Origin of the sequence: Pseudomonas sp. DWP2-2 (assembly GCF_049897065.1) — a bacterium.
Lineage (GTDB): Bacteria > Pseudomonadota > Gammaproteobacteria > Pseudomonadales > Pseudomonadaceae > Aquipseudomonas > Aquipseudomonas paracarnis.
In genome coordinates this window covers 11,983-35,765 of the sequence record NZ_JAFCVN010000003.1, presented here as the reverse complement: position 1 = coordinate 35,765, position 23,783 = coordinate 11,983, and the positions used below count along the sequence as shown (strand labels likewise).

5 protein-coding genes are annotated in these 23,783 nt (G+C 58.5%); 1 reads left to right on the top strand and 4 read right to left on the bottom strand.

The window, feature by feature from the left end:
• Window positions 1-33 precede the first annotated feature (33 nt).
• The 4 genes from ACP7CZ_RS07670 to ACP7CZ_RS07655 form a co-directional block, all read right to left on the bottom strand.
• The gene (locus ACP7CZ_RS07670; protein WP_103299353.1) at window positions 34-906 is read right to left on the bottom strand and encodes a TauD/TfdA dioxygenase family protein; all 873 of its coding nucleotides are present in this window, start codon (window positions 904-906) and stop codon (window positions 34-36) included.
• 213 nt (window positions 907-1,119) lie between these two features.
• Entirely contained in the window at window positions 1,120-2,484 is a 1,365-nt protein-coding gene (locus ACP7CZ_RS07665) for an HlyD family type I secretion periplasmic adaptor subunit (RefSeq protein ID WP_014716369.1), read from the bottom strand.
• Entirely contained in the window at window positions 2,474-4,630 is a 2,157-nt protein-coding gene (locus ACP7CZ_RS07660; RefSeq protein WP_034125412.1) for a type I secretion system permease/ATPase, read from the bottom strand. Before ACP7CZ_RS07660 ends, ACP7CZ_RS07665 begins: the two co-directional genes overlap by 11 nt.
• 41 nt (window positions 4,631-4,671) lie before the next feature.
• Window positions 4,672-6,027: a TolC family outer membrane protein gene (locus ACP7CZ_RS07655; RefSeq protein WP_034125411.1), complete on the bottom strand. Its 1,356-nt coding sequence runs from the start codon at window positions 6,025-6,027 to the stop codon at window positions 4,672-4,674.
• 339 nt (window positions 6,028-6,366) lie between these two features.
• On the opposite strand from ACP7CZ_RS07655, the gene ACP7CZ_RS07650 reads away from it, so the two are divergent.
• Window positions 6,367-23,754 (top strand): retention module-containing protein, encoded by a 17,388-nt coding sequence (locus ACP7CZ_RS07650; protein WP_426174011.1) that lies wholly within the window; start codon window positions 6,367-6,369, stop codon window positions 23,752-23,754.
• Window positions 23,755-23,783: the final 29 nt, after the last annotated feature.

Genomic DNA, 23,783 nt, shown 5'->3' with positions numbered 1-23,783 from the left:
GAACTGGGCGCAATCCTAGCAGGCTTTATCGGGTTAGAAAGGCGCATCACCCTGAATCGTGGTGCGGTACAACTTGCGGCGCAGGTGGCTTGGGCAACCAGCGGCCAAGTGGATCAGCGAGCGGTTGTCCCAGAACACCAGGTCGTGGGGCTGCCACTGATGACGGTAGATATTTTCCGGCAGCACGCTGTAGGCATAGAGCTGGGCCAGCAGGTCACGGCTTTCGTCATCGGGCAAGCCGACGATACGGGTGGTGAAGCCCTCGCTGACGAACAGCGCCTTACGGCCGTTTTCCGGGTGGGTGCGCACAACGGGGTGCACCACTTCGGCAACCTGGGCGAGCTGTTCGGGGGTAAGGGTTGGGCGCCAGTTGCCTTCGAATTTGGTCTCGCTGTAGCGCGCCGTGTAGGAATGCGCGGCGCTGCGGCCTTCGACCGCGTTGCGCAGGTGACCTGGCAAGTGCTCCCAGGCTTTGTGCATATCGGCGAACAGAGTGTCGCCGCCTTCAGATGGCAGTTCCTGGGCATGCAGCATCGAACCCAGGCTGGGCAGTTCTTTGTATGACAGGTCCGAATGCCAGAACTTGCCTGCATCCCCCAGGCCGATGGATTGGCCGTTCTCGATGATGTTGGAAACGATCAGGATCTCGGGGTGGTTGGCCAACAGGAACTGCTTGAGCACATGGATCTGCAACACGCCGAAACGGCGGCTGAAGGCGATCTGTTGTTCGGGGGTGATGCGTTGGTCGCGGAACACGATGACGTGGTAGTCCAAGTGTGCGCGATGGATGCGGGCGAAGTCCTGGTCGTTGACTGGGCGGGATAAGTCCAGGCCGATGATCTCGGCGCCGACACTGCCGGGGAAGGGGTGGATGTCGAAGGTTTGGAGGGCGGTGGTGGCAGACATTTGATTCATTCCCGGCGGACAGGGGAGTGAATTTATAGGCATAAGGATGGAAGCTTAAATACCGTTAGCGCATATGGATATGGCGTTTGGTTTGAGCTGTAGCGTGATGCTGACGGCCTCACCGGGGCGAGCCCCCTCCCACATTCTGATTGGTGAATATATTCCAATGTGGGAGCTGGCTTGCCTGCGATAAGGTCGGACAGGCGCTGAAGTTCAACGCTCGTGCAACGCCTCGGCCCGCGCCTTGATGATCGGCTTGAGCAGGTAGCTGAGGATGCTTTTCTTGCCGGTGATGATATCCACCGAAGCAACCATGCCGGGGATGATCAGCAGCGGCTTCTCATCCGTACCCAAGTGGCTGCGGTCAGTGCGCAAAGTGATCATGTAGTAGGTGGTCTTCTTGTCTTCATCAGTGATGGTGTCGGCACCGATGCGTTCGAGCTTGGCCTTCAGGCCACCGTACACCGTGTAGTCGTAAGCGGTGAACTTGACCACCGCTTCCTGCCCTGGGTGCAGGAAGGCGATGTCTTGCGGGCGGATCTTGGCTTCTACCAGCAGGGTGTCGTCCAGCGGCACGATTTCGACCATGTCACTGCCCGGCTGGATCACACCGCCAACGGTGTTGACCAGCAACTGCTTGACGATCCCGCGCACGGGCGAGGTGACCAGGGTGCGGCTGACCCGGTCTTCCAGCGCGCGGCCGGTGGACTCGGCCTTGTTCAGTTCAGTACGGGCTTCGTTGAGTTGGGTCAGGGCTTCGCTGCGGAATTTGCCGCGGGTTTCATCGATCTTGCGTTGCACTTCCTTGATCGCCGATTCAGCACGCGGGATCGCCAGGGTGGTGGCGTCCAACTGCCCGCGGGTTTCCATTTCGGCGCGCTTGAGGCGCAGCACTTCTACCGGCGACACCGCGCCCTGGGCCACCAGCGGCTCGGACATGTTGATTTCCTGGCGTTGCAGGGACAACTGGCTGCGGTATTGGCCCTGCTTGGAGGTGAACTCGCGCAGTTCCTGTTGGCGTTGCACGAGTTGCTCCTGCAAGCCGCCGACTTCGTCTTTCAACTGCTGGCGGCGGCTTTCATACAAGGAGCGCTCGTTGGCGGCCTGGCTCGGCGCGGCCTTGAGCACCTCGTCAGGGATGTTCAGCGGGCGGTCATCCACCTGGGCGCTCAAACGCTCGACACGCAGTTGCATGGCCAGGCGCAGGGCTTCGGTTTCCCCGGCGTTGGAGACAAACCGCGTGTCGTCGAGACGAATCAACGGCGCGCCGGCCTCTACGATCTGGCCTTCCTTGACGTACAGCTCGGCGACGATGCCGCCTTCAAGGTTCTGGATTTTCTGCAGCTTGGACGACGGAATCGCCTTGCCGTCGCCACGGGTCACTTCGTCGATCTGGGAGAAACCGGCCCACACCACCAGAAATACAAAGAACGCGATGATTGCCCAGATGGTCAGGCGGATGACCCGTGGCGCATCTTCGATCAGCGCCTTGTTGACCTCGGGCAGCGGCTGGCCCTGCAGCGAATCGGAGCCTTTGAAGTAGCGGCCGACCGCACTCTTGATGGAATTAAGCAACACTGATCTGCCCCTTCTTCAACGCTTCCATGACCACGGCTTTCGGGCCGTCCGCGAGAATCTGCCCACGGTCGACCACCAGCAGACGATCAACCAGGGAGAGCAGTGAGGCTCGGTGCGTGACCAGCACCACGGTTTTGTTTTGCACCACGGCTTGTAGGCGTTGCTTCAAGCGTTCTTCACCGGTGTTGTCCATGGCGCTGGTGGGTTCGTCCAGCAGCAGCATGGGCGGGTTGAGCAGCAGCGCACGGGCCAGGGCGACGTTCTGACGCTGGCCGCCGGACAGGTTCTGCCCACGCTCGCCGACTTGCAGCTCGTAGCCTTGGGGATGCAGGCGGGCAAATTCGTGCACGCCAGCCAGTTCGGCAGCTTGCAAAACCATTTCATCCTCGACGTAGCGCGCACCGCTGACCAGGTTGTCGCGCAGGGTGCCGGCCAGCAATTGAATGTCTTGGGCGACATAGCCGATGTTGTGGCGCAGCTCGCTCACGTCGATCTGGCGCACGTCCACGCCGTCCACCAGCAAGGAGCCGGAGTCGGGTTGGTAAAGGCCGACGATCAACTTGGCCAGGGAGCTTTTGCCCGAGCCGCTGCGGCCGATGATGCCGATTTTTTCCCCTGGCTTGATCACCAGGTTGATGTTTTTCAGCGCCAGGTTCTGCTGGTTCGGGTAAGTGAAGTTCAGGCCGCGGCACTCGATGGCGCCTTGCAGGGTGCGCCGGCTCATGGGGCGCTCTTCGAAGTTGCGCTCCTGGGGCAGCTCCATCATCTGGTCCACCGAGGTCATGGTGACCTTGGCTTGCTGATAGCGCGTCAGCAGGCCCGACAGCGAGGCCAACGGGCTCAAGGCACGACCACTGAGCATGTAGCAGGCAATCAGGCCGCCCATGCTGAGGTTGCCGTCGATGATCTGGTACACGCCGAACACGATCATGATCACGCCGGCCAGTTGCTGGATCAGCAGGGTCATGTTCATCGACAGGCCCGACAGCAACTTCACCCGCAGCTCAAGCCGGCTCAGGGTACCGATGGTCTGTTCCCAGCCGTACTGACGCTCGCTCTCGGCATTGTTGACCTTGACCGCATCAAGCCCGGCGAGGGTTTCGATCAGGCTCGACTGGCGCTCGGCGGCCAGCGCCATGGTGCGTTCCATGGTCGCGACCAGGGGCTTTTGCAAGGCGTAGCCGATGCCCAGGGCCAGTGGGAACGCCAGCACCGGAATCCACACCAGGTGCCCGCCGAGAATGGCGATGACCAGGAAGATCAGCAGCGTAAACGGCAGGTCGATCAGGCTGGTGAGGGTCAGCGACGCGAGGAAGTCGCGCAAGCTTTGAAACTCATGGATGTTCTGCGCGAAGCTGCCGACCCGCGCCGGACGGTATTTCATGGACATGCCGACGATGCGCTCGAACAGCGTGGCCGAGATGATCAGGTCGGTCTTTTTACCGGCCAGGTCCAGGCACAGGCTGCGCAGGCTTTTGAGGATCAGGTCGAACAGGTAGGCACCGCAGATGCCCACGGCCAGCACCCACAGGGTGGCGGTGGCCTGGTTCGGCACAACGCGGTCGTACACGTTCATCACGAACAGCGGCGCGGCCATGGCGATGATGTTGATCAGGAAGCTGGCGGCGATGGCGTCGGTGTAGAGCCAGCGTGAACGCATGAGGGTGTCACGGAACCACGAGCGTGCCCGCGGAATCAGGCTGCCGTGGTTGACGTCGAACTTGTGCTGCGGCTGTGCAAAGAAGACTTTGCCGATGTAGTCGTCGGCCAGTGCTTCGCGCTTGATCAGCACTTCACCGCCGTCGCTTTCGCTGAGCAGGATCCGCGCTTCATCTTCGCCCTCCCAGCCCACCAGCACGGTACTGCGACCGTCCTTGAGCAACAGCAGCGCCGGCAGTGCAATGGTCGGGATCTGTTCCAACTTGCGTTGCAGCAGCCGGCCTTGCAACCCGGCCCGCGCAGCGGCACGCGGCAGCAGTTCGGCACTCAAGCGTTGCGAAGGCAGCGGCAGGCCGGTGGTGAGCATGGCCGCACTGGCCGGTTTTTGATGCAGGGCGCAGAGCGCCAACAACCCGTCGAGTAACGGGTCGTCGTGCAGTGCGCGTGGATCATGACTGAGATGAACTCGACTGACTTCAGGTTCCACGCGGGGCACTCTCGACTAACAGATGGGGCTATTGGGGTGGCTCAATTCATCCCAGGCAGTTGGACTTTAGGTTTCACGTCGTTCTGCACGACGGAGGCCATTGGTGCAACCACTCCCTGGCTCTTGAGCAATTCGCCCATGGTCGCCTTGATTCGGTACTGAGTAAATAACTGAATGTTCTTGATTTCTTCCAGGCGGCGGGAAGCGGTGAACAATTCATTTTCGCTGTCGAGCAAATCCAACAGCGTACGTTGACCAAGGCTGAACTGTTGCTGGTAGGACGTGCGTACGCGGGTGCTGTGATCCACGTACTGCTGGGCGACCGGCAATTGCGCATTGGCGTTGTTCAGGGCGTTCCAGGCCAAGCCTAGTTCTTCATTGAGTTGGCGCAAGGCATTGTTACGGATGTCCAGCGCCTGGTTGGCCTGGTAGGACTTCGATTGCAGGTCGGCCTTGTTGCTACCACCGGCGAACAGGTTGAAGCGCATGCGCACCATGGCTTCCCAACCATTGCTGTGGTTGGGATCACCGGAGACGTTGTTGTCGGCGTTGGTACCCAATTCAGCGTCAAAACGCGGATAGAAGTTGGACTTGGCGGCGTCGTACTGCTTCTCGGCGGCAGAGATATCCGACTCGGCCGAACGCAGGATCGGGCTGTTGTCGAGCATCTGGCGACGCGCTTCATTCAGGTCTGCCGGCAGCATGGCCATGAATGGGGCCGGACGCTCGAGTTCGTCGGGCATCTGGCCGACGGCGCTGAGGTAGTTGACCTGCGCATCGGCCAGGTTGGTCTGCTCGGTGATCAAGTTGTTACGGGCCTGGGCCAGGCGCGCTTCGGCCTGGTCCTGGTCGGCACCGTTGCCGACGCCGCGCTCGGTGCGCAACTTGATCTGGTCGTAGATGCGTTCGTGGTTGCGCAGGTTATCTTCGGCCAGGCGTACGAACTCACGACGGGTCAATACTTCCAGGTAAACCTGGGCAACGGTCAGCGCGGTGCGCTCGGAAGTCCCGAGCAAAGAGTAAGCGCGGGAATTAACGTTGGCTTGTTGACGCCCGACTTCGCTGGAGGTGGCGAAACCGTCAAAAATCATTTGCTGCAGGCGCAGGCTGGATTCACCGCGGTTGAGCGTGTCCCAGTGATTGCCGCCAGGATTGTTGGCGCGGGTGGTGGCGTTGTCGGTTCCTTGGCGGCCGTAACCGGCGTTCAGGTCGACACGCGGCAGGTAGCCGCCTTGTGCGGCGCGCAATTGGTAATCGGCAGCGATGCGGCTGTTAACACCTGCCTGGATTTCCGGGTGTACATCCAATGCCTGTTGCATGGCTTGGGGCAGTGTCTGGGCTTGTACGAAACTGGCGGCGAGAACGAACGGTATTGCCTTGAACAGGTGCAGACGCATTTAAAATTCCCTAGGACTTCTTGTCTCAAATCACAGCGATTGGCACCGCTGCGTCGGATAATGGCTACCGTAATGACCGTACGTCGGAAAGTTCAAAAAGCGGAACTGCTTCACACACATGTAGGACGGTTCGCCGCATAAATATCAATGTGACATTACGGGGCCGATTGTTTAGGATGGCGGCCCTAAGGTCAATAGTTTGGCACTAACTAGATAGCTAAAAAATCTAGCCAATTATTTGACGTCAATGCATATATAGACTACGCCCTCCCAATTGGCAGCCCTAATAGCGCGCTGCGAAATGGAATTTGTCGAAACGGATCGCCGGAGAAAATTTTAATGAGCAGTGTTGTTGCCATCGTCAAAAGCATTGTTGGTCAAGTTTTCGTTATTTCTCCGGAAGGTGCTCGGCGCGTCCTCGTTGAAGGTGATCGCTTGTTCGCGGGCGACCAGATCGACACCGGTATGTCGGGCGCCGTGAGCCTGGAGCTGGCCGACGGTCGCATTCTGGACCTGGGCCGTGACACCCAGTGGAGCGCCGACCTGCCGGACTCCAGCCTCGACCTCGCCGCTGCCAGCGAGCAAGCCGCGCCATCGGTTGCCGAGCTGCAACAAGCCATCGCCGCTGGCGCCGACCCGACCACCGACCTGGAAGCCACTGCCGCCGGCGCAAACGCTGCCGGTAACGGCGCAGCCGGGGGTGGCCACAGCTTCGTGGTGCTGGACGCGACCGCCGGCCGTGTCGATCCGACCATCGGCTTCCCCACCGGTACGCTTGGACAGGGTACTTCGGCTCTCAACGCGCTGACCGGTGCCCCAGGCTCCGCTGACGCGGGCAACCTGGTGCTGCAGCCTTCGACCCTGTCCCTGAGCGCAACCCCCACCATCACCGAAGCCGGTGGTGTGCTGACCTACACCGCGACCGTGACGCGGCCATCCAGCAGCGACCTTACCGTCACCTTGTCCAATGGCGCGGTGATTACTATCCCGTCAGGCCAACTGACCGGTACAGTCAACGTACCCCTGGCGCCCAACGACACCCCGTACAACGACCCTAGCCAGATCAGCGTGGGCGTTACGGGCACCACCGGTGGCGGCAACCTGGTATTGACCATCGACCCTAACCCGGCCGTGACGCAGATCACCGACACCATCGACACCACCACGGTCACTCTAACGGCTGGTTCGACCGTGACCGAAGGCGGCCAGATCACCTACACCGCCACCTTGACCAACCCGGCGCAGACGCCGGTGAATGTCACCTTGAGCAATGGCTCGGTGATCACGATCAAGGCCGGTGAGTCGACAGGCAGCGTTGTCGTAGATGCGCCAGCTAACGACGTCTACAACAACGGCTCGACGGTCAGCACCACGATCACGGGCGCAACGGGCGGTAACTTCGAGAACCTGGTACCGAATACCACGCCAGCGGTCACCACCATTACCGATTCGATCGACACCACCACGGTCACCCTGACCGCGGGTTCGACCGTGACCGAAGGCGGCCAGATCACCTACACCGCCACCCTGACCAACCCAGCGCAGACCCCGGTGAACGTCACCTTGAGCAATGGCTCGGTGATCACCATCAAGGCGGGCGAATCGACGGGTACCGTTGTGGTCGATACGCCGGCCAACGACGTTTACAACAATGGCTCTACCGTCAGCACCACCATCACGGGCGCAACGGGCGGTAACTTCGAGAACCTGGTACCGAATACCACGCCAGCGGTCACCACCATTACCGATTCGATCGACACCACCACGGTCACCCTGACCGCTGGTTCGACCGTGACCGAAGGCGGTCAGATCACCTACACCGCCACCTTGACCAACCCGGCGCAGACGCCTGTGAATGTCACCTTGAGCAATGGCTCGGTGATCACCATCAAGGCCGGTGAGTCGACAGGCAGCGTTGTCGTTGATACGCCAGCTAATGACGTCTACGTCAACGGCAGCACCGTCAGTACGACGATTACGGGCGCGACTGGCGGCAATTTCGAGAGCCTGGTGCCGAGCACCACGCCAGCGGTTACCACCATTACCGATTCGATCGACACCACCACTGTGACGCTGACAGCCCCAACCGAGGCGAACGAAGGTGGTCAGGTGACGTATACCGCCACGCTTTCCAATAAAGCGGGCACTGATGTCACGTTGAAGTTGGACAACGGCTCAAGCATCACCATCAAAGCTGGCGAAACCGTTGGCACCGTGACCGTGCCCGCCCCTACCGATGACGTGTTCATCGACAAGAGCACCCAAACGGTCAAGATCACCGAAACCACCGGCGGCAACTTCGAAAAACTGGAAGTTGCAGGCAGCGGCGCAACCACCACGATCAACGACACCACCGACAAAGTCGATGTGGTCCTGACCGCTACCACCACCGTTGGCGAAGGCGGCAATATCGTCTACACCGCTAGCCTTGTGGATAAGAACGGCGCGCCGGTGACTAACATCACTAACCCGTTGACCGTCACTTTGGATAACGGTCAGACCATTACTATCGGTGTTAACCAATCCAGCGGCACCGTTACCACCGTGGCGCCAGACGATATTTATAAAGGCGATCAGACCGTCACCGCTGCTATCAAGGGTGTGACCGGCGGCGAGCATTTTGAAAATCTGGTTCCAGGTACTACCCCAGTTAACACGACCGTTACCGATACACCGGGCACCGATAACACCACTACCGTGACACTGACGGCTCCGACCGAGGCGAATGAGGGTGGCGAGATCACTTACACCGCCACGCTTTCCAACAAAGCGGGCACTGACGTCACGCTGAAGTTGGATAACGGCTCAAGCATCACCATCAAAGCTGGCGAAACCGTTGGCACCGTGACCGTCCCTGCGCCTACCGATGACGTGTTCATCGACAAGAGCACGCAGACCGTTCAGATCACCGAGGCCACTGGCGGCAACTTCGAAAAACTCGAAGTGGCAGGCAACGGCGCGACCACCACGATCAACGACACCATCGACAAGGTCGATGTAGTTCTGACGGCCACTACCACTGTCGGCGAAGGCGGCAACATCGTCTACACCGCCAGCCTTGTGGATAAAAACGGCGCACCGGTGACTAACATCACTAACCCGCTGACCGTGACCTTGGATAACGGCAAGACAATCACCATCGGTGTGAACCAGTCGAGTGGCTCTGTCACCACTATCGCGCCGGATGACGTTTATAAAGGCGACCAGACCGTCACTACCGCTATCAAAGGCGTCACTGGTGGCGAGCACTTTGAAAACTTGGTCCCTGGCACGACGGCAGTGAACACCACTGTCACCGACACCCCCGATACCGACAACACAACGACTGTCATCCTGACTGCGCCAAATGCAGTTAACGAAGGTGGCCAGATCACCTACACCGCAACCTTGAGCAACAAGGCCGGCACCGACGTCACGCTGAAACTCGACAACGGCTCAAGCATCACCATCAAGGCTGGCGAAACCGTAGGCACCGTCACTGTCCCTGCGCCTACCGATGACGTGTTCATCGACAAGAGCACACAGACCGTCAAGATCACCGAGACCACTGGCGGCAACTTCGAGAAGTTAGAAGTCGCAGGCAACGGCGCGACCACCACGATCAACGACACCATCGACAAAGTCGACGTAGTCCTGACCGCCACCACCACCGTCGGTGAAGGCGGCAATATCGTCTACACCGCCAGCCTTGTGGATAAAAACGGCGCGCCGGTGACCAACATCACCAACCCGCTGACCGTTACCTTGGACAACGGTAAAACCATCACCATCGGCGTAAACCAATCGAGCGGTAGCGTTTCGGTTGTTGCTCCTGATGATGTGTACAAGGGCGACCAAACCGTCACCACCGCCATCAAAGGCGTGACCGGCGGCGAGCACTTCGAAAATCTGGTTCCAGGTACTACCCCGGTTAACACCACCGTTACTGATACACCGGGCACCGATAACACCACTACCGTAACGCTGACAGCTCCGACCGAGGCGAATGAGGGTGGCCAGATCACTTATACCGCCACGCTTTCCAACAAAGCGGGCACTGACGTCACGCTGAAGTTGGACAACGGCTCGTCGATCACCATCAAGGCTGGCGAAACTGTTGGGACCGTCACCGTGCCCGCCCCTACCGATGACGTGTTCATCGACAAGAGCACGCAGACCGTCAAGATAACCGAGACCACTGGCGGCAACTTCGAGAAGTTAGAAGTCGCAGGCAACGGCGCAACCACCACGATCAACGACACCATCGACAAGGTCGATGTAGTTCTGACGGCCACTACCACTGTCGGCGAAGGCGGCAACATCGTCTACACCGCCAGCCTTGTGGATAAAAACGGCGCGCCGGTGACCAACATCAACAATCCGCTGACTGTGACTTTGGATAACGGCCAGACCATCACTATTGGCGTAAACCAATCGAGCGGTAGCGTTTCGGTTCTAGCTCCTGATGATGTGTACAAAGGCGACCAGACCGTTACCACTGCTATCAAAGGCGTCACTGGCGGCGAGCACTTTGAAAATCTGGCTCCAGGTACTACCCCGGTTAACACCACCGTTACTGATACACCAGGTACAGACAACATCACTACTGTGACGCTGACAGCGCCTAACGCTGTTAACGAAGGTGGACAGATTACGTACACCGCCACGCTTTCCAACAAAGCGGGCACTGACGTAACACTGAAACTCGACAACGGTTCAAGCATCACCATCAAGGCCGGCGACACTGTTGGGACCGTCACCGTGCCCGCCCCTACCGATGACGTGTTCATCGATAAGAGCACCCAGACCGTCAAGATCACCGAAACCAGTGGTGGCAACTTCGAAAAGCTCGAAGTGGCAGGCAGCGGCGCGACCACTACGATCAACGACACCATCGACAAGGTTGATGTAGTTCTGACCGCCACTACCACTGTTGGTGAAGGCGGCAATATCGTCTACACCGCTAGCCTCGTGGATAAAAACGGCGCACCGGTGACCAACATCACCAATCCGCTGACCGTCACCCTCGATAACGGCAAGACCATCACCATTGGCGTAAACCAATCGAGCGGTAGCGTTTCGGTTATTGCTCCTGATGATGTGTATAAGGGCGACCAAACCGTCACCACGGCTATCAAAGGCGTGACTGGCGGCGAGCATTTTGAAAACCTGGTCCCAGGTACAGATAACGTCACTACAACTGTGACTGATACACCGGGTACCGACAACACCACTACCGTGACGCTGACGGCTCCGACCGAGGCGAGCGAAGGTGGTCAGATTACCTATACCGCGACCTTGAGCAACAAGGCTGGCACTGACGTCACCCTGAAGCTGGATAACGGCTCGTCGATCATGATCAAGGCTGGCGACACTGTTGGCACCGTGACTGTCCCTGCGCCTACCGATGACGTGTTCATCGACAAGAGCACGCAGACGGTCAAGATCACCGAAACCACCGGCGGCAATTTCGAAAAACTCGAAGTGGCAGGCGACGGCGCAACCACCACCATCAATGACACCATCGACAAGGTAGATGTGGTCCTGACCGCTACTACCACCGTCGGCGAAGGCGGCAATATCGTCTACACCGCCAGCCTTGTGGATAAAAACGGCGCACCGGTGACCAACATCACCAATCCGCTGACCGTGACCCTGGATAACGGCAAGACCATCACTATTGGCGTAAACCAGTCGAGCGGTTCTATCACCACCATCGCGCCGGATGACGTGTACAAAGGCGACCAGACCGTCACTACCGCCATCAAAGGCGTGACCGGCGGCGAGCACTTTGAAAATCTGGTTCCAGGTACTACCCCGGTTAACACCACCGTTACTGATACACCGGGCACCGATAACACCACTACCGTAACGCTGACAGCTCCGACCGAAGCGAATGAGGGTGGCCAGATCACCTATACCGCGACCTTGAGCAATAAGGCCGGTACCGACGTCACGCTGAAGTTGGATAACGGCTCTTCGATCACCATCAAGGCTGGCGACACGGTTGGCACCGTGACTGTCCCTGCGCCTACCGATGACGTGTTCATCGACAAGAGCACGCAGACGGTCAAGATCACCGAAACCACCGGCGGCAACTTCGAAAAACTGGAAGTTGCAGGCAGCGGCGCAACGACCACGATCAACGACACGATCGACAAAGTTGATGTGGTTCTGACCGCTACCGCCACCGTTGGTGAAGGCGGCAACATCGTCTACACCGCCAGCCTTGTGGATAAAAACGGCGCACCGGTGACTAACATCACCAATCCGCTGACCGTCACCCTCGATAACGGCAAGACCATTACCATTGGTGTGAATCAGTCGAGTGGCTCTATCACCACCATCGCGCCGGATGATGTGTACAAAGGCGACCAAACTGTCACTACCGCCATCAAAAGCGTGACCGGCGGCGAGCACTTCGAAAACCTGGTCCCTGGCACGACGGCAGTGAACACTACTGTCACCGATAACCCTGGCACCGATAACACCACCACCGTTACGTTGACGGCTCCGGCTGAGGCAAACGAAGGTGGTCAGATTACGTACACCGCGACCTTGAGCAACAAGGCCGGTACTGACGTCATCTTGAAGCTGGATAACGGCTCTTCGATCACCATCAAGGCTGGCGACACGGTTGGCACCGTAACCGTGCCCGCGCCGACCGATGACGTGTTCATCGATAAGAGCACTCAGACCGTCAAGATCACCGACGCTTCCGGCGGCAACTTCGAAAAACTGGAAGTTGCAGGTAACGGCGCGACCACCACGATCAACGACACCATCGACAAAGTTGATGTGGTCCTGACGGCCACCACCACCGTTGGTGAAGGCGGCAACATCGTCTACACCGCTAGCCTTGTGGATAAAAACGGTGCGCCGGTGACTAACATCACCAATCCGTTGACCGTCACCTTGGATAATGGCCAGACCATCACCATCGGCGTAAACCAATCGAGCGGTAGCGTTTCGGTTATTGCTCCTGATGATGTGTATAAGGGCGACCAAACCGTCACCACGGCTATCAAAAGCGTGACTGGCGGCGAGCACTTCGAAAACCTGGTCCCTGGCACTACGGCAGTGAACACCACTGTCACCGATACCCCCGGTACCGACAACACAACGACTGTCACCCTGACTGCGCCAAGTGCGGTTAACGAAGGTGGTCAGATTACCTACACCGCGACCTTGAGCAATAAGGCTGGCACTGACGTCACCCTGAAGCTGGATAACGGCTCGTCGATCACGATCAAGGCTGGCGACACTGTTGGCACCGTCACTGTCCCTGCGCCTACCGATGACATGTTCATCGACAAGAGCACGCAGACGGTCAAGATCACCGAAACCACCGGCGGCAACTTCGAAAAACTCGAAGTGGCAGGCAACGGCGCAACGACCACGATCAACGACACCATCGACAAAGTTGATGTGGTCCTGACGGCCACCACCACCGTTGGCGAAGGCGGCAACATCGTCTACACCGCCAGCCTTGTGGATAAAAACGGTGCGCCGGTGACTAACATCACCAACCCGTTGACCGTCACCTTGGATAATGGCCAGACCATCACCATCGGCGTAAACCAGACTAGCGGTAGCGTTTCGGTTCTTGCTCCTGATGATGTCTATAAAGGCGATCAAACCGTCACCACCGCTATCAAGGGTGTTACCGGCGGCGAGCACTTCGAAAATCTGGTTCCAGGTACTACCCCGGTTAACACCACCGTTACTGATACACCGGGCACCGATAACACCACTACCGTAACGCTGACAGCTCCGACCGAAGCGAATGAGGGTGGCCAGATCACCTATACCGCGACCTTGAGCAATAAGGCCGGTACCGACGTCACGCTGAAGTTGGATAACGGCTCTTCGATCACCATCAAGGCTGGCGACACGGTTGGCACTGTGACCGTGCCCGCTCCTAGCGATGACGTGTTCATCGATAAGAGCACTCAGACCGTCAAGATCACCGACGCTTCCGGCGGCAACTTCGAAAAACTGGAAGTTGCAGGCAGCGGCGCAACGACCACGATCAACGACACCATCGACAAGGTCGATGTGGTCCTGACGGCCACCACCACCGTTGGTGAAGGCGGCAACATCGTCTACACCGCCAGCCTTGTGGATAAAAACGGCGCACCGGTGACTAACATCATCAATCCGCTGACCGTCACCCTCGATAACGGCAAGACCATCACCATTGGTGTGAATCAGTCGAGTGGCTCTATCACCACCATCGCGCCGGATGATGTGTACAAAGGCGATCAAACTGTCACTACCGCCATCAAAAGCGTGACCGGCGGCGAGCACTTCGAAAACCTGGTCCCTGGCACGACGGCAGTGAACACTACTGTCACCGATAACCCTGGCACCGATAACACCACCACCGTTACGTTGACGGCTCCGGCTGAGGCAAACGAAGGTGGGCAGATTACGTACACCGCCACGCTGTCCAACAAAGCGGGCACTGACGTAACACTGAAGCTCGACAACGGTTCAAGCATCACCATCAAGGCTGGCGACACCGTTGGCACCGTAACCGTGCCTGCGCCTACCGATGACGTGTTCATCGACAAGAGCACGCAGACCGTTCAGATCACCGAGACCACTGGTGGCAACTTCGAAAAACTGGAAGTCGCAGGGAATGGCGCAACCACCACAATCAACGACACCATCGACAAGGTTGATGTAGTCCTGACCGCGACCACCACCGTTGGCGAAGGCGGCAATATCGTCTACACCGCCAGCCTTGTGGATAAAAACGGCGCACCGGTGACCAACATCACCAATCCGCTCACCGTGACTCTGGACAACGGCAAGACCATCACCATCGGCGTAAACCAATCGAGCGGTAGCGTTTCGGTTCTTGCTCCTGATGATGTGTACAAGGGCGACCAAACTGTCACCACCGCTATCAAGGGTGTGACCGGCGGCGAGCATTTCGAAAATCTGGTCCCTGGCACTACCGCGGTGAACACCACCGTTACGGACACACCGGGTACCGATAACACCACCACGGTTACGCTGACTGCGCCAAGTGCCGTTAACGAAGGCGGCCAGATCACCTACACCGCGACCTTGAGCAACAAGGCCGGTACTGATGTCACCTTGAAGCTGGATAACGGCTCGTCGATCACTATCAAGGCTGGCGACACGGTTGGCACCGTGACCGTGCCCGCTCCTAGCGATGACGTGTTCATCGATAAGAGCACGCAGACCGTCAAGATCACCGACGCTTCCGGCGGCAACTTCGAAAAACTGGAAGTTGCAGGCAACGGCGCAACCACCACGATCAACGACACCATCGACAAAGTCGATGTGGTCCTGACGGCCACCACCTCCGTTGGTGAAGGCGGCAACATCGTCTACACCGCCAGCCTTGTGGATAAAAACGGCGCACCGGTGACCAACATCACCAATCCGCTCACCGTGACTCTGGACAACGGCAAGACCATCACCATCGGCGTAAACCAATCGAGCGGTAGCGTTTCGGTTCTTGCTCCTGATGATGTCTATAAAGGCGATCAAACCGTCACCACCGCTATCAAGGGTGTGACCGGCGGCGAGCATTTCGAGAATCTGGTCCCTGGCACTACCGCGGTGAACACCACCGTTACTGATACACCGGGCACCGATAACACCACTACCGTAACGCTGACAGCACCGACCGAAGCGAATGAGGGTGGCCAGATCACCTATACGGCGACCTTGAGCAATAAGGCCGGTACTGACGTCACGCTGAAGTTGGATAACGGCTCTTCGATCACTATCAAGGCTGGCGACACCGTTGGCACTGTGACCGTGCCTGCGCCTAGCGATGACGTGTTCATCGACAAGAGCACCCAGACCGTACAGATCACCGAAACCACTGGCGGCAACTTCGAAAAACTCGAAGTTGCAGGCAGCGGCGCAACCACCACCATCAACGACACCATCGACAAAGTCGATGTGGTTCTGACCGCCACTACCACCGTTGGAGAGGGCGGCAATATCGTCTACACCGCCAGCCTTGTGGATAAAAACGGCGCGCTGGTGATTAACATCACCAATCCGTTGACCGTCACCTTGGATAATGGCCAGACCATCACCATCGGCGTAAACCAGACTAGCGGTAGCGTTTCGGTTCTTGCTCCTGATGATGTCTATAAAGGCGATCAAACCGTCACCACCGCTATCAAAGGCGTAACCGGCGGCGAGCATTTCGAGAACCTGGTGCCGGGCACTACCGCGGTGAACACCACCGTTACGGACACACCGGGTACCGACAACACCACTACTGTGACGCTGACAGCGCCAAGTGCCGTTAACGAAGGTGGTCAGATCACCTACACCGCGACCTTGAGCAATAAGGCCGGCACCGACGTCACGCTGAAACTCGACAATGGTTCAAGCATCACCATTAAGGCTGGCGACACTGTTGGCACCGTCACTGTCCCTGCGCCTACCGATGACGTGTTTATCGATAAAAGCACCCAGACCGTTAAGATCGCCGAGACCACCGGCGGCAATTTCGAAAAACTCGAAGTGGCAGGCGACGGCGCAACCACCACCATCAATGACACCATCGACAAGGTAGATGTGGTCCTGACCGCTACTACCACCGTCGGCGAAGGCGGCAATATCGTCTACACCGCCAGCCTTGTGGATAAAAACGGCGCAGCGGTGACCAACATCACCAACCCGTTGACCGTTACCTTGGACAACGGCAAGACCATCACCATCGGCGTAAACCAATCAAGCGGTAGCGTTTCGGTTGTTGCTCCTGATGACGTGTACAAGGGCGACCAGACCGTCACCACTGCTATCAAAGGCGTGACCGGCGGCGAGCATTTCGAGAATCTGGTCCCTGGCACTACCGCGGTGAACACCACCGTTACGGACACTCCGGGTACCGACAACACCACTACTGTGACGCTGACAGCGCCTAACGCTGTTAACGAAGGTGGACAGATTACGTACACCGCCACGCTGTCCAACAAGGCGGGGACCGACGTCACGCTGAAACTCGACAACGGCTCGTCGATCACCATCAAGGCTGGCGAAACCGTTGGTACTGTGACCGTCCCTGCGCCTACCGATGACGTGTTCATCGACAAGAGCACTCAGACCGTCAAGATCACCGACGCTTCCGGCGGCAACTTCGAAAAACTCGAAGTCGCAGGTAACGGCGCAACCACCACGATCAACGACACCATCGACAAGGTGGATGTAGTTCTAACTGCTACAACTACCGTCGGCGAAGGCGGCAATATCGTCTACACCGCCAGCCTTGTGGATAAAAACGGCGCACCGGTGACTAACATCACTAACCCGCTGACCGTCACTTTGGATAACGGCAAAACCATCACCATCGGCGTAAACCAATCGAGCGGTAGCGTTTCGGTTATTGCTCCTGATGACGTGTATAAGGGCGATCAAACCGTCACCACTGCTATCAAAGGCGTCACTGGTGGCGAGCACTTTGAAAACCTGGTGCCGGGTACTACAGCGGTGAACACCACCGTTACGGACACACCGGGTACCGACAACACCACTACTGTGACGCTGACAGCGCCTAACGCTGTTAACGAAGGTGGACAGATTACGTACACCGCCACGCTGTCCAACAAGGCGGGCACTGACGTAACGCTGAAACTCGACAACGGTTCTTCGATCACCATCAAGGCTGGCGACACTGTTGGCACTGTGACCGTGCCCGCTCCTAGCGATGACGTGTTCATCGACAAGAGCAGCCAGACCGTCAAGATTACTGACGCTTCCGGCGGCAACTTCGAAAAACTCGAAGTCGCAGGTAACGGCGCAACCACCACGATCAACGACACCATCGACAAGGTGGATGTAGTTCTAACTGCTACAACTACCGTCGGCGAAGGCGGCAATATCGTCTACACCGCCAGTCTTGTGGATAAGAACGGCGCGCCGGTGACCAACATCACCAACCCGTTGACCGTCACCCTCGATAACGGCAAAACCATCACCATCGGCGTAAACCAATCGAGCGGTAGCGTTTCGGTTATTGCTCCTGATGACGTGTATAAGGGCGATCAAACCGTCACCACTGCTATCAAAGGCGTCACTGGTGGCGAGCACTTTGAAAACCTGGTGCCGGGTACTACAGCGGTGAACACCACCGTTACGGACACACCGGGTACCGATAACACCACCACGGTGACGCTGACCGCTCCATCCGAAGCAAACGAAGGTGGTCAGATCACCTATACCGCGACCTTGAGCAACAAGGCCGGTACCGACGTCACCCTCAAGCTCGATAACGGTTCGTCGATCACGATCAAGGCTGGCGACACTGTTGGCACCGTAACCGTGCCCGCGCCGACCGATGACGTGTTCATCGATAAGAGCACTCAGACCGTCAAGATTACTGACGCTTCCGGCGGCAACTTCGAAAAACTCGAAGTCGCAGGCAACGGCGCAACTACCACGATCAACGACACCATCGACAAGGTGGATGTAGTTCTGACCGCCACCACTACCGTGGGTGAAGGCGGCAACATCGTCTACACGGCCAGCCTTGTGGATAAAAATGGCGCATCGGTGACCAACATCACCAATCCGCTGACCGTGACCCTGGATAACGGCAAAACCATCACCATCGGCGTAAACCAATCGAGCGGTAGCGTTTCGGTTGTTGCTCCTGATGACGTGTACAAAGGCGACCAAACTGTCACTACCGCCATCAAAGGCGTAACCGGTGGCGAGCACTTTGAAAATTTAGTGCCTGGCACGACGGCGGTGAATACCACCGTCACGGACACACCGGGTACCGACAACACCACTACTGTGACGCTGACAGCGCCTAACGCTGTTAACGAAGGTGGCCAGATTACGTACACCGCCACGCTGTCCAACAAGGCGGGGACCGACGTCACGCTGAAGTTGGACAACGGCTCGTCGATCACAATCAAGGCTGGCGAGACCGTGGGCACCGTAACTGTGCCTGCGCCTACCGATGACGTGTTCATCGACAAGAGCACTCAGACCGTCAAGATCACCGACGCTTCCGGCGGCAACTTCGAAAAACTGGAAGTGGCAGGCAACGGCGCAACCACCACGATCAACGACACCATCGACAAGGTGGATGTAGTTCTGACCGCCACCACCACCGTTGGCGAAGGCGGCAACATCGTCTACACCGCCAGCCTTGTGGATAAAAACGGCGCAGCGGTGACCAACATCACCAATCCGCTGACCGTCACCTTGGACAATGGCAAAACCATCACCATCGGTGTGAATCAGTCGAGCGGTTCCATCACCACCGTAGCGCCAAACGACGTCTACAAAGGCGACCAAACCGTCACCACCGCCATCAAAGGCGTGACCGGTGGCGAGCATTTCGAGAACCTCGTGCCGGGCACGACGGCGGTGAACACCACCGTCACCGACACACCAGGCTCCACCGACCTGACCACCGTCACCTTGACTGCCCCGACCGCGGTCAACGAAGGCGGCCAGATCACCTACACCGCCACCTTGAGCAACAAGGCCGGCAGCGACATGCTGGTCCAGCTCGACAACGGTTCGAGCATCACCATCAAGCAAGGTGAGACCATGGGCACGGTGACCGTCCCGGCGCCTACCGATGACGTGTTCATCGACAAGAGCACCCAGACCGTCAAGATCACCGGCACCACCGGCGGCAATTTCGAGGGGGTGACCATCACACCTGCGGGCGCCACGACCACCATCAACGACACCATCGACGACGTGACCGTGGTACTCAAGGCCACCGGTTCGGTCAGCGAAGGCGGGCAGATCGTCTACACCGCGTCCCTGGTCGACAAGAACGGCGCGGCCGTGAACAACGTGGGCTCCGACTTGGTGGTAAGGCTGGATAACGGCTCGACCATCACCATCGGCAGTGGCAAGTCCACCAGCTTCACGACAGCTACCGCACCGAACGATGCCTATGTCGGCGCCAATGATGTCAGCGCCAAGATCACCGGCGTGGTCAGCGGTGGCGACAAGTACGAGCATCTGATTGTTGACGCCAGCCCCGCGGTCACCAAGGTCACGGATGTAGTGACGGATACCAAAATCAGCATAACGGGCGATGGCTCGGTCACTGAAGGTGGCACAGCCCACTACACCCTGACCTTGACCAACCCGCCGCAAACCGACGTAACCGTGACGCTCAAATACAGCGGCACCGCCACTGACGGTTCGGACTTCACCGGCGTGTACACCGTGAAGATCCCGGCAGGCTCCAGCAGCGTGCCGTTTGATATCCGCACGCTCGACGACAAGATCACCGAGCCTACGGAACAGATCGTTATCACCATCGACAAGGTCACCGGAGGCAACTTCGAGAACCTGGTGATCGACAAAGGCACCGTCACCACCAACATCCTCGACAACGATGCGCCGCCGGTGATCGACCTGGATGCCAACAACTCCAGCGGCGCCACGGGTGCCGATTACAAGACGACATTTACCGAGGGTACCGCCGGGCCGGGCGTGTCGATCGCCGATACGGATATCAAGATCACTGACCCAGACAGCACACTGCTGACGGGCGCGACGGTCACGCTGACCAACGCACAGGCCGGTGATGCCCTGAACCTGGGCAATAGCGTGAATGGCATCAGCGTCAGCACTAACAACCAGACGGGCACTATTACCCTGACGTTGTCCGGCAGCGCAACGCTGGCTGACTACATGCAACGTATCCAGAACATCACGTTCACCAACAACAGCCACGACCCGAGCACCACACCGCGCACCATCACCGTGACGGTGACCGATGGCGGCAACTACTCCAACGTGGCCACCACCACCGTCAACGTGGTAGCGGTCAACGATGCACCAGTGGCCACTGGCGGTGCTGTGACCGGTACGGAAGACACGGCGCTGGCCCTGACCTGGGCCAACTTCGGCGTGAGCGATGTGGACTCGCCACAAGCCAGCCTCGGGGTGAAAATCACCGACCTGCCAGTAGCCGGCAAGCTGCAATACCTTGCGGCGGACGGCAGCACCTGGACCAACGTGACCAGCGGCCAGACCTTTACCAAGGCCCAGATCGATGGCGGCCAACTGCGCTTTATGCCGAACGCCAACGAGTCCGGCGCCGACGGTTACGGCGGCACTGGCGTGGGTAACAAGCAGGCGGATTACGCGCAGTTCAAGTTCCAGCCAACCGATGGCAAGGACCTGGGCACCAGCGCTACGGTGAAAGTCGATATCACCCCAGTGGCCGACGCACCGACCCTGAGCGTGGCCGACAACAACGTTGCCTCGACCGGCCTGGTCAAACAGGGCTGGAACAGCATCGCCGGCCTCGGCAACAACGGCAACGGTGCTGCACCGGACGTGCTGAAAAAAGCCATCGATAACGCGGGCACACCCAACAGCACCTCTGTGGTGACCAACGTCGAGTCCGTCGACAACGTGGCCGCTGGCTCTGGTTCCAAGATCTCCGGTCTGATCTACATGGAAGCGGGCAAGAGCTACACCTTCAGCGGTATCGCGGATGACAGCGTGGTGGTCAACGTTGGCGGTAAAGACGTTGCGAGCGGTTTGTGGGGTACCAACAGCGGCAAGTTCAGCGGCTCGTTCACGCCAACGACCACTGGTTACTACAGCCTTGAGATCTACCAGGCCAACCAAGCGGGGCCTGGCAGCTTTGACGTCAACCTGTCGGTCAACGGCGGGGCGGTGCAGAACCTGAGCACCAGCACCGTGCCGCTGTACACCGGCCTTACCGACCTGACCAACGCCGGCGTCACCGTATCCGACCTGCATGGCAGCAACGGTGACGGTTACTACGTGGGCTACAAGCTCAACGAAGGCCAGGAAAACGGCACGGTCAAATTGTCCAAGGTCACCACCGCGCTGACCGACACCGACGGCTCCGAAACCCTGAGCGTGAAGATCAGCGGCATTCCGGCAGGCTCGGTGCTCACTGACGCGTCGGGGCACACCTTTACTGCGGGTAAAACCGTGGGCGAAGTGAATGTCACGGGCTGGGACCTGAACACCCTGACCATCAAGCCGCCGACCTACTACAGCGGTCAGTTCAACCTGACGGTCACTTCGACGTCCACCGAGAGCATCGGCGGTTCAGCGACCACCACCGCGCAATTGCCCGTCACGGTGCACCCAGCGACCTACAATTCGGTCACCGGCACCTCGGGCAGCGACACCATCAATGGCAGCGATGGCAACGACATTGTCGTGGCCGACGTCGCCGGCTTGAACGTGGTGCAGGGCAAGAACTACAACATCGCGTTCATGATCGATACATCGGGCAGTATGGGTGCGGACTCGATAGCAGCGGCAAAAACCTCGCTGACCACCACGTTCAACTCGCTGAAAAACAGTATCGGCGCCAGCACTTCTGGCACTGTGAATATCTTCCTGGCGGATTTCAGCGACCAGGTCAATCGCACGGTGACAGTCAACCTGAAAGACCCAGGTGCATTGGACTCGCTGCAGAAAGTCCTGGATTCCATGGTGTCTACCGGCGGGACCAACTACGAAGACGTGTTCAAGGCCGCGGCCAACTTCTTCAAGAGTGCCCAGGCGACTGGCAACACTGGCGCTATCAATACAACGTACTTCATCACCGATGGTCAGCCGACGTTTTACCAAGCGTCCGAGCAGACCAACCCATACTTGTACGGCAACGTCAGGCTCGATGATGTCGTCACCATGAACAACTACACCATAGGTACCGCCACCCGGATCAACATCGATTCGAATAACTACCTTGATATCAACTCTGCCGGCAAGGTAACCCTCTGGTCTTACGGCTGGGGGTACAACAAGGGAATCATCCACGCCCAAGGGGATGGCACCTATGAAATATCGGTGCAAGGCGGCCTCGGCTACGATACCGACTACTCCACCACCCTCAACTCCAACAGCGCGTTCGCACTGCTTAAAGGTCTGTCCACAGGTGGCGTAGAAGCCATCGGCCTCAACAGTGGGGTCAGCCTGAATCAGTTGGCACCGTACGACAGCGATGGCAAGCCACAGGCCAACATCGATCCGAAGGACCTGGCCAACGCTATCCTCGGCCACACAGAGGCGACGTTGCCGGGCGCGGACACCGTCAGCGGTGGCGACGGCAACGACATCCTCTTCGGCGACCTGGTGAGCTTCAGCGGGATCAATGGCGAGGGTTACAACGCGCTGCAGGCCTTTGTCGCACAGAAGACCGGCGTGGCTGTCTCGGCAGTGACTGCCTCTAACGTTCACCAGTACGTCACCGAGCACTATGTGGACTTCGACGTCTCCGGCGCCAAAGATGCCGGCGATACACTGTTGGGCGGGGCTGGCGATGACATCCTGTTCGGCCAGGGCGGCAACGACCTTCTGGACGGCGGCAAAGGCAATGACATCCTGCTGGGTGGCACGGGTAACGACACGTTGATTGGCGGCCAGGGCAACGACATCCTGATCGGTGGCTCGGGGGCCGACACCTTCGTGTGGAAGGCGGGCGACATCGGCAACGATGTGATCAAGGACTTCAAGGCGTCCGAAGGCGACCGCATTGACCTGCGCGATTTGTTGAAAGGTGAAACCGACAGCACCATCGACAATTACCTCAAGATCACCACGGTAGAAGGTGTGTCGACCCTGCAAGTGAGCAGTGAAGGCAAGCTCAACGCCGCCGGTGGCCTGGCCAATGCTGATGTGACGATCAAACTGGAAGGCAACGATTGGTCCCACACCAGCATCAACTCGCTGATCAGTGGTGCCGACCCGACCATCAAGATCGATCACACCTAAGACGCGATTGATCGGCCGCCCTTCCAGGC

Bases quoted from the DNA above. Each gene is read 5' to 3' on its own strand.
- ACP7CZ_RS07650 (WP_426174011.1), top strand. From the start codon at position 6,367: ATGAGCAGTGTTGTTGCCATCGTCAAAAGCATTGTTGGTCAAGTTTTC.
- ACP7CZ_RS07655 (WP_034125411.1), bottom strand. From the start codon at position 6,027: ATGCGTCTGCACCTGTTCAAGGCAATACCGTTCGTTCTCGCCGCCAGT.
- ACP7CZ_RS07670 (WP_103299353.1), bottom strand. From the start codon at position 906: ATGTCTGCCACCACCGCCCTCCAAACCTTCGACATCCACCCCTTCCCC.